The following is a 15,496-nucleotide window of genomic DNA, read 5'->3' as shown; positions in this document are numbered from 1 at the left end:
TAACTTATATTAGGTATTTTAAGAATAATTTAAGACGTATATAAAGTATAAATTATATATCTAATATTTAAATAAAGACAAGTCTTCTAACATGTATATGAAAATTAAAGATAGTTATAGTACAATTCTGCATTTATAAAATAATGTAGAGGATTAAAAATTGAAAAGAGATTTGGTATATGAATAATTATAGTTAATATTTAAAAAGTTAACTCTAGTTATATTTATTTAGGTATTTTAGGAATAATTTGAGACGTATAAAAATGGCTTCAAGAAATATCAATCTATACTATATGTAGTTAAGAATAACTACAGAATATACATTTTATAATTATTGTTTTATTGATAAAAAATTATTATATTCAGGAGGAAACAACAATGGAAAATTTTTGGAATCCGCTTACTTGCTTTGCTGTATGTGTAATGATTTATGCTTTTAGTGAGTTTTTATCTAAGAAAACAAAAGGTGCAATTTCAACATTGCTATTTGTATGTATTATATTTTTATTAGGATTTTGGACAAATATTCTTCCAAAAGATATTACAGGAGCATCAGGGATATTGGCTGCAATGAGTAACTTTGGGATAGCATTATTAATAACTAACTTAGGAACACTTATAAATCTTGAGGATTTATGTCATGAATGGAAAACAGTTGTAATTGCATTAGTAGGTATTGTAGGCATAGCGGTTGGTTGTTTCACAGTTGGTAGTATGTTATTTGGTAGAGAGTATGCTTTAATAGCAGCACCTCCAATAGCAGGTTCCACTGTTGCTGGTATTATTGTAACAACGGTTGCAGAAGCAGCAAACAGACCTGAACTTGCAGCATTTGTAATTCTAGTATTATCATTTCAAAAATTCTTTGGTATTCCTATAACAACATATTGTATAAATAAAGAATTAAAATTTAAAAGAGATAGAGGAGATTTCTTAAAGGATGAATCAAAAAGTAATTTTAAGCTTCCAAGTATGAGAATTTTTAAAGAAGAATCAAGTAAAAAATCATCTACTCTAGTATATCTTGCAAAACTTTCATTTGTTGCTATGATTGGGAACTTTGTAGGATTGGCTACTCTAATACCAGGATTTACTCCAGCAAATTATTATTTAAATCCAAATATAGCATGCTTGTTAGTAGGGTTAATTTTTACACGAATAGGATTTTTAGAAAAAGGAATTTTAGATAAATCTCAATCTAATGGGATTATAATGTTTGGATGTATGTTAATGTTACCTGGAGGACTTGCTAAGGTAACTCCAACAGCATTATTTGCAATGATTGTTCCAACTATAGGAATACTAGTTGTAGGAGCTGTATTCATAATACTATTTACTGCAATTGTAGGAAAGTTATTGGGATATTCTCCAAGAATGTCAGCAGCAATTGGTGTAACTTGTATGCTTGCTTATCCAGCAACACAGATAATTTCTAATGAAGGTATTGATGCTATGGAAGGAACTGTAGAAGAAAAACAAAGGGCAACAGATTATTTATTACCAAAGATGATTATAGGGGGATTTGTTACTGTAACTATTGCTTCAGTGGCATTTGCTAGTATAATAGGTCCACTTATATTTGGTTAATATGAAATATATTTATAGGGGGTAGAGATAATGATAGGAAGTATATCTATAAGCGAGATAGAAGAAAAAAGACTCAAACTTGATGGTTTGAGTAAGAAAATATGGAAAAATCCAGAAAAAGCATTTAAAGAGTTCAAAGCATGTGAAAATACAGCAAATTTTCTAAGAAGTGAAGGATTTGATGTAGAAATAGGTGTGGGAGGCTTAGCTACAGCTATTAAGGCTAGTTTTGGCTCAGGGAAACCAGTTATAGGTTTTATGGGAGAGTTTGATGCATTACCTGGTTTAAACCAAAAAGTTTCAACAAAGCAAGAAGCATTTGAATTGGGAGCTTATGGTCATGGATGTGGACATAATTTATTATGTACTGCACATGTAGGAGCGGTAGTAGGACTTAAAAGAGAAATGATAGAAAATAATTTGAGTGGAACTATAGTATTTTATGCATGTCCAGGAGAAGAGCAATTGACAGGCAAAGGATTTATGGCTAGAGGCGGTGCATTTGAAGGTCTAGACTTAGCTATAAATTTCCATCCAAATAAAATTAGTGAAGCTACAGTTGGTATATCAACAGCTGTTAACTCTGTAAAATTTCATTTTAAGGGGATAACTGCACATGCAGGTTCAGACCCTCAAAATGGAAGAAGTGCTTTAGATGCTGTAGAACTTACTAATGTAGGAGCTAATTATTTGAGAGAGCATGTTACTTCTGATGTAAGAATTCATTATACTATTACAGATGGAGGAGTAGCACCTAACATAGTCCCTGACAAAGCATCAGTATGGTATTACACAAGAGCTTTGAGTAGGGAAGCTGTAGAAAATACATATGAAAGACTTATAAAGGTAGCAAAAGGAGCTGCAATGATGACTGAGACTGAAGTTGAAGTAGAGTTTTTAGGAGGATGCTATAATACTTTAAACAATCATGTTCTAGCAAATCTTGTGTCAGAATGTATGGATGATATTACACAAGAGCCTTGGACTCAAGATGAATTGGATTTTGCAGCTGAATTAGATAGACAAAGCCCACAACAATATAAGGCTATGATAAGTAAATATAATTTACCAGAAGGAACTCACCTATATTATGGTGGAGGAAATGTTACAAACTTTAATAGCTATGGTTCTACTGATATTGGAGATGTAATGCATATAGTTCCTACAGCATACTTTTTTACAGGATGTACAAATCTAGGTGCACCTGGGCATAGTTGGCAGTTTACATCTTGTGCAGGAAGTTCTATTGGAGAAAAAGGTATGATATATGCGGCAAAAATTATGGCTATGTTTGGAGCTAAGATACTGAATAATCCAGAAATAGCTAAAAAGGCAAAAGAAGAATTCGATAAATCAATGAATGGGAAAACATATAAGTGTCCTATTCCAGATGATATTCCAACTCCTTAAAAGCAAGATAAAGTTTAAAATATAATATTACAATTTTTATGTCAGCATTTTTCCTTATCAAAAGAAAGCGAAATTTTGCTGGTTATTTGCTCATTGTGCATTGAAATGGCTAGAAAATAGTTTTAATAGCTAATAACATAAATTATTAATAAATATCACAAAAAGGTATATCTTAAAAAATAAATATAAGATATACCTTTTAGAAAACTATATAACTTTATTTACTATACAATGATAAAATATTTTTATGCACTCTAGATTTTAATGTTTATCTTCTGATATAAATAATTTATATACCCTCTCAGGTCTACCTTTTGTTGAGTTTTGTTTTTCGTATAATATAGTAGCATTTCCAGACTTTAGTAGACTACTTAAAAATCTATTGGCAGTTCTTACTGTTACATTTAAACAAGAAGATAATTCCTTAGGAGTAACTTCATCTCTTTGAAGAATTTCAGTAACAGATATAATCTTTTGAATAGTAAGAGTAGATAATTTAGAATTTTTAGCAATTGTATTTATGTGTGGAGTTACTTTATTTGAAACAGTAAGTAATTTATCACATAATAAAGGTCCTATTGTCTCATAATTTTCGTTAACTAAGAAACTGTAGTTTAAAGGATTTATTTTAGATTCCTTATTAGCACTTATGGCACTAGACATAGCTTGCTTTATATCATTACCAATCCCATACCCAACACATACTTTAAAATCTATACTATTTTCAATAAATTCTTTTATGTAACATATAGTAAAATCCTTAGTTAATGATTTAATAGTGTCACATTTAGTAAAAATTTTAAAAGAATTGCTACTCTTTTCAATTATAAAATCAGTTAATTTATCTTTTTTTATAGTATTTAATATCTTATAAATTTTATCTACAGTATAATCATCATAGTTTGTATCTTTAGCTGTTATATATATTACACCTGGTTGATTTACTTTCATTCTATGCAGATGAATATCCTTTATTAATTCATTAAAAGTACTTTTTAATAAATTTATGTCAGGATATATGAAATGAAAATTCACTCCTGCATCTTGTAATATAGGAACAATACTACTAAAACGAGTAGTAGAAAAATCAATTTTACCTTCATTCCATAACTTAATATGTTTTTTTGCAATATTTTTTTCAAGTTCTGCTATATCAGATAAACTCATTTTAGAGGCATTTTCATTAATACTACACATTAAATCTCCAAATGTACCATTTGATAAATAATATGATATATCTTTTGGATTATCTGCCCAGTCCATTAGGTCAAAGTATGCTCTAGAAAAATCTAATGTATTGTATTTAAAAATAAGTTTTAGAAACATATCATAATAACTTTGTAAATCAGTACCAAAATCAACTAAAGGCTTTTTAATAGTACCAGCTTTTTTTGTAATAGCTTCCTTAGGGATAGGACCACTAACTGCAAATCCATCAAACTTATCTTCGATTTCTAGATATAAATCTCCAACATGAGAAAAATCTTTATAAATATATATTTCAGTTTCTGCATTAATATTTAATTTTTTTATAGAGTTCTCTACAAACTCCTTTAAGAATTCAGTTGTTATGATTGCTATTTTCATAGACTACTTCCTTTTCAATTAGTATAATTATTTCATATTAGATATTACTTTTTCTAGCTCTGATAAAACAATATCTCTTTGTACTATTATATATAATAATATCATGACAAAATATTTATTGTCTAACTAATTATAATCTATTCAAAATGAAGGATAAATTACAAGTACTTTCTGGATCAATGATGATTCCTGTTATATTACTTGTTGTAGCAGGGGTATTTATAGGATTAGGGTTAGCTTTTGCAAATATGGAAAAAGTTTATGATTTAAGGTTTAGTAGATTAAGACAGGAAGGCTCATTTATAAATGTATTCTTTAAAGCAATAAATGATTTAGGATTTATGGTAATGAGATACTTACCAATATTCTTTGTTACTGGTATAACCTTTGGATTATACAAAAATGAAAAAGGAGGGGGTGCATTAGGAGGAATTGTTTTATTTATAGGAATGTACACAGTTATAAATACAGTCTTATTTGTTGCACCATTATTGTACTTTGCAGCATATGTCCCACTAGCAGGATTAACATATGTACTTACGTAAATGAATGATTTAGGTGTACATGGAGTAGTTGGAAAGAAAAATTCAGTTCAAGTTATATTTGGACCAAGAGTTATTACAATAGCAGCAAAAGTTAAAGCTGCATTAGGTGTAGATTGATGAATATAAAGCCATGCAAATTAGATTAGTTTGCATGGCTTTTTTAGTTGCAAGAGTATTATAGTTATTTTGAATCTATGGAAAACTTGTGCATAATAGCCATATCTACTAAATAAACTGATGACTTTAAAATATGACTGTTAAATTAAAAAATAAGGAAGTGCAAAAAATAATAAAACATAACAAAACATAATAAAACATAACTAAAATTGTAAAAAAATATGAAATATTATAGCTAAATAGTATAAAACGTAATATAATTACTTTGAAGGGGGTGACAAAATGTGGGAGTTTTATAATAATTTAATAGATAAAGTACCAGAAAACATAAGAGTAAAAGATTTTATTATAGGCTCAGAGTTTGCTATGGTAATAACAGATTATGGAGCAGGTATTAGTCATTTATTATGTAATAAAAGATTTCCTTTTAAAAACAATATAAAAATAAACATGTCTTTAAAAGATTTATGCAAGTTGATTAAGTCTTGGAATTTTATGGAAGCTAGTTTAGGGTTAGCAGCAATAAATTCTTATTATAATCAGAATATTTGCAATAAATCATTAAGCGTAGAGAAAATTAATCATCATTTTATTTCCATGATTGATGATTCATCAAAAAAAATAGCAGTAGTAGAGGGAAATCTTCAAAATAAAAATAAAATTAAATTTAGATATGATGTGGATTTTTTCAATAGAAAAATAGAAGAAGGGGATTACAACATATCAGCATATGGATATTTAGTAGAAAACTATGATAGTACATATTTAGGTGGAGACTTAATTATTAATAAACATTTAATAAAAATAGCCAATGATTCACTTAATAAAGAAAGCGTAATTTGTGATATATCGACACCTATATCTTCAGATTTTAAAAAGTTAGGTATAAAAAATATAGGTGGATTTGTTGTAGATGATATAGACAAATGTTTTAATTTAGTAAAAGTAAGTGCACCTTATGAAGATGTTGAAAAGACAGGTAATATAATGAAAATAGTAGAGACAAAAGGGGATTAAATAAGTGAGTAAGAGTGTAAGAAGTAATAAATTAATTATGCTTTGTTTAGTTATTATATTGATTGCATTGATATTAGTATCATTAGCACTTGGAAAATATCCAGTAGAACCACATCAAGTGTTTGGAATTTTAATTTCAAAAATATGTAATATAGATAAGTTTTGGACAGATAGCATGGAAACTATATTTTTAAATGTTAGATTACCAAGAATAGTACTTGCATGTTTAGTAGGTGGGGCATTGGCAGCTGCAGGAGCATCATATCAATATATTTTTTTAAATCCTATGGCATCACCAGATATACTAGGGGCATCATCAGGAGCAGCATTTGGAGCAGCTCTAGCGTTATTTCTTTATAAAAGTGGTAGAGAGGTTACTGTTAGTGCATTCATCTTTAGTTTAATTACTGTAATTTTAGTTTATTTGATAAGTGAAAGAACAAAGGGAAGTAAAGTGTTAGGATTAATTTTATCTGGTATTATGGTAAGTTCATTATTTTCTTCAGGTACATCTTTTATAAAACTTGTAGCAGACCCTAATGACCAGTTACCTGCAATTACATATTGGTTAATGGGGAGTTTATCAGGAGCTAAAATATCTGATATAAAATTTGCAATTATTCCTATGTTAATAGGTATAGTACCTCTAATACTTATGAGCTGGCAAATAAACATATTGACTGTAGGAGAAGATGAGGCAAGAACAATGGGGATAAATACAAAGCGTATAAGATTTATTACTATTATATGTGCTACACTTTTAACTTCTGCAAGTGTTGCTGTAAGTGGAATGATAGGTTGGGTTGGTCTTGTAATACCACATTTATCTAGAAGATTAGTTGGAAATAATTTTGTTTATTTATTGCCAACATCAGCTATGTTTGGAGCATCGTTTTTGTTGTTAGTTGATAATGTATCTAGAAATTTATGGACTAGTGAGATACCTATAGGTATATTAACATCATTTATTGGTGTACCATTTTTCATATATCTGATTACGAAAAGGGAGGATTAATATGATTTTAGAAGTTAAAGATCTCAGTTATTTTTATAAAGATCAAAATGTACTTAATCAAATATCCTTTAATGTTGAAGGTAGTCAGTTACTATGTATATTAGGGCCTAATGGTGCAGGGAAAAGTACTATGTTTAAGTGTATACTTCAGTTATTAAAAGGATATAAAGGTGAAATATTATTGGATGGAAAAAACTTGAAGGATTATAAAATTAAGAATTTAGCAAGAAAAATAGCTTATATCCCTCAGTCTCATAATCCTGTGTTTAGTTATTCTGTTGTTGAAATGGTATTGATGGGAACAACATCACAAATTTCACCTATGTCTAAACCTACCAAAAAACAAATGGAAATAGTTGAAGAATCTTTAGATAAAATAGGAATTTCCTATTTAAAAGATAGGAGTTTTGTAAATTTAAGTGGAGGAGAAAGACAATTAGTACTTATTGCGAGAGCTTTAGCTCAAAATGCAAAGATACTTATTATGGATGAGCCGACCTCTGATTTAGATTATGGTAATCAAATCAGAGTACTAAATACAGTAAAAGAATTAACAAGGGATGGATATATAATAATTCAGTCAACACATAATCCAGACCAGGCATTTTTGTATGCAGACAAGGTTTTAGCTTTATACAATCATGAAATATTAGCTTTTGGTGTACCTAAGTACATAATTAATTCTGGTCTAATTAAAAAATTATATAATGTAGATGTAGAATTAAACAGCTTATATAATGATAAAATCAGAGTCTGTATACCAAAAAGTGTAACTATATAATTTATTTAAGGGGGATAAAATGAAAAAGAAATTATTATCATTGTTGTTAGTGCTAGTTTTAGCAATAACATCTTTAGTTGGATGTACATCATCAAATGATGATGCTAAAGGTGAAAAAGAGGATAAAAAAACATCTAAAACAGTAATGTTTACTGACTCAGTAGGTAGAAAAGTTGAGATTCCATCAAATATTAAAAAAATAGCACCCTCAGGAAGTTTAGCACAAATCGTACTATTTTCAGTAGCACCAGATAAGTTAGTTGGATTATCAGGAGAGTGGGCAAATGATGCAAAGGGATATATAGATGAAAAATATACTAACCTTCCTGTTTTTGGTCAATTTTATGGTAAGGGAGATTTAAATATGGAAGCCCTTGCAGCAGCAGAGCCACAAGTAATTATCGATATAGGTGAGAAGAAAGGTAGCATGAAAGAAGATTTAGATGATATACAAGAACAAATAGGTATACCAACTATATTTATAGAGGCTACAACTGCTAATATGTCAGAATGTTACACTAAGCTAGGAGAAATTTTAAATGTAGAAGATAATTCAAAAGTATTAGCTGATTACTGTAAAACTACTTATGATACAACTGTAGAAACGATGAAGAAAATAGGTGATAAGAATAAAGTGAACCTTGCTTATTGCGTAGGAGATACAGGGACAAATGTAATCGCAGAAGGGTCTTTCCACTCTGAAATTATTAATATACTTGCAAATAATGTTGCAAAACTTGATGAACCATCAAGTAAAGGTAATGGAAATGAAGTATCATTAGAACAATTATACTTATGGAATCCAGATGTAATAGTGTTTGCACCACAGAGTATATATAGTAAAGTAGGAAGTCAAGCTGAATGGCAAAAAATAAGTGCGATATCTAGTGGTAAATACTATGAAGCACCAAGCACACCATATAATTGGATGGGATTCCCTCCATCTGTAAATAGATATATGGGTATGATTTGGTTATCTGAAATACTTTATCCAGAGCATTTTAATTATGATTTAAAAGAAAAAACAAAAGAATTTTATAAGTTATTTTATCATGTTGATTTAAGTGATGAACAATATAGCAAATTAACTAAAAACGCTATTAAATAGTATATAGATATAAAGTTATTAAATAATATATAGATGTAAGTTAGAAGAAAGTAGGATTTTACCTACTTTCTTTCACAAAAAGGGGAATTGATATGAAACTAATTACAGTAGCAGGGCCACCATCATCTGGAAAAACATCTGTTATTCTTCATCTAATTAAAGCTATGGATGCAGAAAAAAATAAGGTTGGAGTAGTAAAGTTTGACTGCCTTACATCTTTTGACCAGATTAGATATGAAGAGAATAATATACCTGTTCAAATTGGACTTTCTGGTAAAATTTGTCCAGACCATTTTTTTATAAGCAATATTGAAGATGCACTTTATTGGTCTCAAAAACTAAACTTAGATATTTTAATTACTGAAAGTGCAGGGCTTTGTAATCGTTGCTCACCATATATAAAAACTATACCAGCAGTTTGTGTAATAGATAATTTATCTGGGATAAATACACCTAGAAAAATAGGACCAATGCTAAAATATGCTGATATTGTTGTAATCACAAAAGGAGATATAGTATCACAAGCAGAAAGGGAGGTATTTTCTTTTAATGTACGTCAAGTAAATTCAAAAGCTAAGATAATATTTATAAATGGAATCACAGGTCAAGGAGTATTTTTACTTAAGAAATATTTAAGTGATATAAAAGAAATAAGCACGCTTAGAGAAAAACAATTACGTTTTACAACACCAGCATCAGTGTGTTCTTACTGTACTGGAGAGACTAGAATTGGAGAATCTTATCAAATGGGAATGATAAAGAAAATGGAGTTTGACTATGAAGTATGATAATTATGAAAATTTACTAAACATGTCTATAGAAGAGATAAAAGAAAACTACTCTATGGCCTTTGATTTTTTCTTAAATTATAATCTAAGTAATATAGATGATTCAATTACTTTTAATAATCTAATAGAATCTTTAGATGAGGAATTTTATATAACTTTTGGTATAGAGAAAAAAGAATTATACATTAAACTGGTGGAGTTTTTAAAAGAATTTGACCAAGATGAAGAGAGCTTAAATATAGAAACCATTACTATTAATGGTGGGCACAATAAGCTAAAAGAAAAAGAAGATATTTCGCTAAAAATAAAGGCTGGAGAAATTATAAGTATTGTTGGACCTACAGGTTCAGGAAAAAGTAGACTGTTAGAGGATATTGAATGTTTAGCGCAGAGAGACACTCCTACGAACAGACAAATATTAATAAATGAAAGTATTCCAAGTGATGAAACTCGTTTTGTTATGGATGGAAAATTAGTAGCCCAACTTTCTCAAAATATGAATTTTGTAATGGATTTAACTGTAGAAGAGTTTTTACAAATGCACTCTAAAAGTCGTTTCTGTAAAAATCAAGATGACATAGTAAAAAAATGCTTTTATTGTGCTAATAAACTAGCTGGAGAAAAATTTGAATTAACCACAAAAATAACTCAATTATCGGGAGGTCAATCAAGGGCCCTTATGATATCTGATACTGCATATATGAGTTCTTCACCGATAGTTTTAATTGATGAAATTGAAAATGCAGGTATAGATAGAAAGGAAGCTCTAAGACTATTATCTAAAAAGGAAAAAATAATTTTGATTTCAACACATGACCCTATATTAGCTTTAAATGCTAATAAAAGAATAGTTATTAAAAATGGCGGAATTTCAAAGGTAATATCTACGACAGATGAAGAAATAGAAAGTATTAAATACATAGAAAGCTTAGATAATATTTTACTAGATATTAGGCACAAGGTTAGAAAAGGTGAAGTCTTAAATAGAAAAGAAATAGAAAGTATTGTACAGGAGGAGGTAAATGACTTTGTGGGAACTTTATGATGACTTAATAGAAGGAATTCCTAAGGATATAATCGTTGAAGATATAGCTGTTGGGCAACATAATATTTTAGTAAGAAGTAGTGTAGGTAGTGGTATAGGTTTTGTATATAATGAAGATGGACGTCCTCCAGAGTTCGTAAAATCTTTTAAAGGGAAATATTTACATGAAATAGCTGGATGTATTAAGTCTTGGAATATCACAGAATCAGGAATCGGATTGGCTGCAATAAATTCTTATTATAATTCTGTAAAAGTTTCAAAAGAAAATAATATAAAGTTAAATGAAAACAATTTTATAGAAGATAGAATTAATGACCCTTTTATTTCATACCAAAATATGATAAGGGGGAAAAAGGTAGCGGTTATAGGTCATTTTCACTATTTAGAACAACTATTTGCACCTGTGTGTGATTTATCCATAATAGAAAGTGAAGATATATATGGTGATTATCCAGAGACTTCAGCACCATATATCTTACCTAAACAGGACTTTGTAGTTATATCTTGTTACACATTAAGTACAAAAACCTTTCCTTGGTATTTAGAATTAAGTAAAAATGCTTATGTGGTATTGGTAGGTCCAGCAACTCCAATGGCACCTATATTATTTAAGTATGGAGTAAATGATTTATCAGGATTTGTAATTAAAGAACATGATAAAGTAATGAGCATAATAAGTGGAAATGAGAGAAACAATATGTTTTACAGTACAGGTCAGAAAGTAAATTTAAAAGGTAGTGGGGAAATTTAAATATGAGAATGAATTGGAATGATACTACAATAAAATCCTTTGTTGATGCAAGTGAATATACTGGTTTTCACAAGAGATTAGCTAAAGAAATAATTCCATACATCAAAGATAGCCAAACTTTTTGTGATGTAGGTTGTGGATTAGGTTTAATAGATATGTATTTAAGCAAAGAATTGAAAGAGATAACTTGTATTGATATAAATCAAAATGCTATAAATTACTTAGAAAAATCAACAAAAGACAATAATATAAACAATATTAGATATATGGTCAAGGATTTTGAAGAGATAAATACAAAATTTGATACTATATTAATTTCATTTTTTTCATATGAGAATATAGAATTTTTTAATGAACACTGTAATAGATTAATTGCAATTGTTAATGATAAATCCAAAACTCATATTCCAGTATCTAAGAAAAGAATGGATATGGTAGAAAGACATAGTTCAAAAAATTTAAAAGCATTATTAGATAAAAAGAAACTTAAATATGAATTAATGCCATTAAGTCTTGAATTTGGACAGACATTTACTTGTGAAGATGATATAGTTAGGTATGCTAAATCTTATGATGAAGGCGGAGAGTATGAAACTATATACAATCATATTATGAAAAATGTAGTTAAAGGGGATAAAGTAGCTTATTACCTTCCATATGAAAAAAAAATATCTGTTTTTATAATAGACTTTAATAGATAGATAATTGTAAATTTTAATTTAAATATTTATATTCCATAATAAAGATTAGACACTTAATTTGTAACATATACAACTAGTAAATATAAATACTAAATTAAAAGTAGTGTTTTTATCAGATGAATTACTATATATTTATAATTTTTAATTTTGCATATAGTGCTATATTTTGATTTAAGTTGACAATTTATATAAGATTGCATACAATTAAACTAAGAATTGAATAAACGTATTTAAAGAGTAGGGAAGCTGGTGAAAATCCAACACGAACCCATCACTGTAAGCATGGATAAATTCTACATAGCCAACAGATGTTATTTGGAAAGGCTGAGAAAATGAAATGTAAGTCAGATACCTACATTAAATATTAGCAAATAAATTTAGGGGGGAGCAACTAGATTTATTGTTTTGTATATGGAATTTAGAAGTTAAAGTATACATATTAAAATGGGATGTTATAGCATTATTTGCTATAACTTTTTTTATGCTCATATTTCTAAATAAGGGGGAAATGTATCATGAGGAAGATTTCAAAAGGGAAGCTGAGTAGTATAATTTTAGCAGTTATGCTGATGTTATCATTGATAACAGGGTGTAGTAAACCAGAGGAAAATAATGATGTTAGTAAGATGAATAATGAAAAGGAAGTAGTCTTAGCAGCAGCTAGGGATTTGGCACCAGGTGAACAAGATGCTTACTACACAAGTTCTATACTTTATGTTTGGGAACCACTAATAGGACTGGGTGATGATGGAAAACCAAAGGCAGAACTTGCAGAAAAATGGTCAAATTCAGATGATTATAAAGAATGGAAATTTACAATAAAGAAGGGTGTAAAATTCCATGATGGTGTAGATTTGAATGCAGATTCAGTAGTAAAAAACTTTGAACGTTATATGAATATGAAAACGAAAGCTTCACCTTTTTATTCGTTTGATATAGAAAAGACATATCCTAATTTACAAAGTGTGGATAAAGTTTCTGACTATGAAGTTAAACTTACTTTTAGTAAACCAATATCAACTTTAATATACAACATGGCTAGATTTGGAAGTGCTATGTATAGTCCGGAGTGTTTTGATATAAAAACAGGAGATTTTACTAAATATGCACAAGGAACTGGTCCATTTAAGATAAAAGAAAGAGAAAAAGAACAATTTGTTTCGTTAGAGAGAAATCAAGACTATTATGGAGATAAAAGTAAAGTTAAAAATGTAAGAGTAAATGTAATTAAAGATGCACAAACTCGTTACACAGCACTTAAATCAGAGGAAATTATGGGTGTTATGGATTTAGGGGCTATTACTCCAGAGTTAGCTAGTGAGCTAATAAAGGATGAAAATTTTGAGATTAAAACATCTCCATCAACAATAACTCAATTTGTATCTACAAACGGCACTAGGGAACCATTTAATAATGTTAAGATAAAAGAAGCACTAAGTTTGTTGTTGGATAGAGAAACTATAGTAAATAAATTTTATGGAGGATATGGAACTCCAACTATGAATATATTGAACCAAGGTTCTCCTTTTGCTAAGGAAATTAAACCTGTTTATGATGCAGAAAAAGCAAAAAAAATCATAAAAAATGAGTTAAAAGGGGAAACAAAAGAGTTAGAGTTTATAATACCATCTTATGGTGTAGACCGTTATCCATACAAAACTGTAGCAGAGTATATACAATCTGTATTAAGTGAAGTTGGATTAAATTCTAAAATAACTATACTTGATGGAGCTGCTTTTAAGGAAGCACAAAAAACAGGAAATTATGATATAGCACTTCACACTCAAGGTCTTCCAAATGCAGAACCATTTTCTATATTTGATAGTTATATGAGAAGCACAGGGTCAAGTAATATAGCTTATTCATTGGGCTATAAAAATGAAAGAGCAGATGAATTAATAGGTCAATTAGAAAAAACAATGGACTTAGATGAAAGAAGTAAAATATATGATGAACTTCAAGATATATCAGCAGAACATCCATCAGCTATACCATTATTTGAAGACGTTAACTTAATTGCTTATAATAAAAAAATAACTGGGTACAAACCTACATTATATGGAACTACATTAGCAAATATGGAGTGGAGTAAGTAGTGAAAACACCATTTAAATATTTAATTAGAAGGATATTGATGACTATCCCTATTTTGATAGGAATAACTTTTCTAGGATTTATATTAGGGGTTATAGCACCTGGTGACCCAGCAGTTGAATATTTAAGTATGGATGGTATTTCTGCTCCTACAGATGAAGAAATAGAAAGAGTTAGAGAAGAATTAGGGTTAAATGATAATATTATAGTCCAGTATGTTAATTGGACTAAAAAAGCTATGACTGGAGATTTAGGACTTTCCTATATCAAAAAGACATCTATCACAGAAGAGATATTAAGAAGGTTACCAATAACCTTCTCTTTATCTTTAATGGCTATGTTTTTTGTTATAGTGTTATCTATACCACTAGCTATAATAATGGCTTTAAAAAAGGATTCAGCGATAGATAAGATTGGTACTTTTGTATCCTTACTTATGACATCTATTCCAGGGTTTTGGTTAGCTATTATTATGTTAAGTATATTTTGTGAGACTCTTAGATGGCTACCTACAAGTGGGTATGGTACAATTAAACATTTAATAATGCCTGGATTTGTTTTAGCAGCTGGAACTATAGGAACTGTAGCAAGGCTAAATAGAGCAACTTTAATAGAAAGTATAGGACAAAACTATATAACAGTGGCAAAAGCTAAGGGGTTGCCAAATAAAATAGTTATTTTTAAGTATGCTTTTTTAAATTCATTAATGCCTATTGTAACTGTTCTGGGAAACTATTTTGGTGCTATTTTAGGAGGCTCCACAGTGGTTGAGGTTATTTTTAGTATTCCAGGTATGGGAAGCTATGTAATACAAGGAATAATGAGTAGGGATTATCCAGTGGTACAAGGATATGTGCTATTTACAGGGATTATATTTATAGTATTTAATTTAATTGTAGACATATGTTACCTATTTCTTAATCCTAAAATGAGGGTGGGAGGTAAATAAT

Annotated in this window: 14 protein-coding genes and 1 riboswitch; of the genes, 13 read left to right on the top strand and 1 reads right to left on the bottom strand. The window is 29.1% G+C overall.

Features of this window, described 5'->3' with window-relative positions; translation table 11 throughout:
• The first annotated feature begins 378 nt into the window (after positions 1-378).
• Positions 379-1,587, top strand: coding sequence for a hypothetical protein (locus KGF50_RS09260; protein WP_227847775.1), 1,209 nt, complete (start codon positions 379-381; stop codon positions 1,585-1,587).
• A 30-nt stretch (positions 1,588-1,617) separates the two neighbouring features.
• Entirely contained in the window at positions 1,618-2,997 is a 1,380-nt protein-coding gene (locus KGF50_RS09255) for a M20 family metallopeptidase (protein ID WP_227847774.1), read from the top strand.
• A 261-nt stretch (positions 2,998-3,258) separates the two neighbouring features.
• Here the strand turns inward: KGF50_RS09255 and KGF50_RS09250 are convergent, their stop codons facing one another.
• A complete protein-coding gene (locus KGF50_RS09250; protein WP_227847773.1) occupies positions 3,259-4,584 on the bottom strand; it encodes a hypothetical protein in 1,326 nt (441 codons plus the stop codon).
• A gap of 146 nt (positions 4,585-4,730) precedes the next feature.
• Between KGF50_RS09250 and KGF50_RS09245 the strand changes: the two genes are divergently transcribed.
• The 11 genes from KGF50_RS09245 (at position 4,731) to KGF50_RS22545 (ending at position 15,495) form a co-directional block, all read left to right on the top strand.
• A complete protein-coding gene (locus tag KGF50_RS09245) occupies positions 4,731-5,129 on the top strand; it encodes a PTS transporter subunit EIIC (protein WP_227847772.1) in 399 nt (132 codons plus the stop codon).
• 399 nt (positions 5,130-5,528) lie between these two features.
• Entirely contained in the window at positions 5,529-6,263 is a 735-nt protein-coding gene (locus tag KGF50_RS09240) for an enolase N-terminal-like fold-containing protein (protein WP_227847771.1), read from the top strand.
• Positions 6,264-6,267: 4 nt separating this feature from the next.
• Positions 6,268-7,278, top strand: coding sequence for a FecCD family ABC transporter permease (locus KGF50_RS09235; RefSeq protein ID WP_413926814.1), 1,011 nt, complete (start codon positions 6,268-6,270; stop codon positions 7,276-7,278).
• Between the two features lies 1 nt (position 7,279).
• Positions 7,280-8,059 (top strand): ABC transporter ATP-binding protein, encoded by a 780-nt coding sequence (locus KGF50_RS09230; RefSeq protein WP_227847770.1) that lies wholly within the window; start codon positions 7,280-7,282, stop codon positions 8,057-8,059.
• A gap of 19 nt (positions 8,060-8,078) precedes the next feature.
• Positions 8,079-9,167 carry an ABC transporter substrate-binding protein gene (locus tag KGF50_RS09225; protein WP_227847769.1) on the top strand — a complete coding sequence of 363 codons (1,089 nt, stop codon included), beginning with the start codon at positions 8,079-8,081 and terminating at the stop codon, positions 9,165-9,167.
• A 92-nt stretch (positions 9,168-9,259) separates the two neighbouring features.
• Positions 9,260-9,955, top strand: coding sequence for a GTP-binding protein (locus KGF50_RS09220; protein ID WP_227847768.1), 696 nt, complete (start codon positions 9,260-9,262; stop codon positions 9,953-9,955).
• Positions 9,945-11,000 (top strand): ATP-binding cassette domain-containing protein, encoded by a 1,056-nt coding sequence (locus tag KGF50_RS09215; protein ID WP_227847767.1) that lies wholly within the window; start codon positions 9,945-9,947, stop codon positions 10,998-11,000. The genes KGF50_RS09220 and KGF50_RS09215 overlap by 11 nt, the downstream gene beginning before the upstream one ends.
• Positions 10,978-11,751: a Rossmann-like domain-containing protein gene (locus KGF50_RS09210; protein ID WP_227847766.1), complete on the top strand. Its 774-nt coding sequence runs from the start codon at positions 10,978-10,980 to the stop codon at positions 11,749-11,751. The genes KGF50_RS09215 and KGF50_RS09210 overlap by 23 nt, the downstream gene beginning before the upstream one ends.
• Positions 11,752-11,753: 2 nt before the next feature.
• Entirely contained in the window at positions 11,754-12,452 is a 699-nt protein-coding gene (locus KGF50_RS09205) for a methyltransferase (RefSeq protein ID WP_227847765.1), read from the top strand.
• Positions 12,453-12,659: 207 nt separating this feature from the next.
• A riboswitch (cobalamin riboswitch) is annotated at positions 12,660-12,827 on the top strand.
• Positions 12,828-12,967: 140 nt separating this feature from the next.
• The gene (locus tag KGF50_RS09200; RefSeq protein WP_227847764.1) at positions 12,968-14,548 is read left to right on the top strand and encodes an ABC transporter substrate-binding protein; all 1,581 of its coding nucleotides are present in this window, start codon (positions 12,968-12,970) and stop codon (positions 14,546-14,548) included.
• Positions 14,548-15,495 (top strand): ABC transporter permease, encoded by a 948-nt coding sequence (locus tag KGF50_RS22545; protein WP_227847763.1) that lies wholly within the window; start codon positions 14,548-14,550, stop codon positions 15,493-15,495. Before KGF50_RS09200 ends, KGF50_RS22545 begins: the two co-directional genes overlap by 1 nt.
• The last annotated feature ends 1 nt before the right edge of the window (position 15,496 follow it).

This window comes from Clostridioides sp. ZZV15-6598, assembly GCF_020657705.1.
Taxonomy (GTDB): domain Bacteria; phylum Bacillota; class Clostridia; order Peptostreptococcales; family Peptostreptococcaceae; genus Clostridioides; species Clostridioides difficile_F.
Note: the sequence above shows the minus strand (reverse complement) of the source record. Positions and strands in the feature narration are given on the sequence as shown.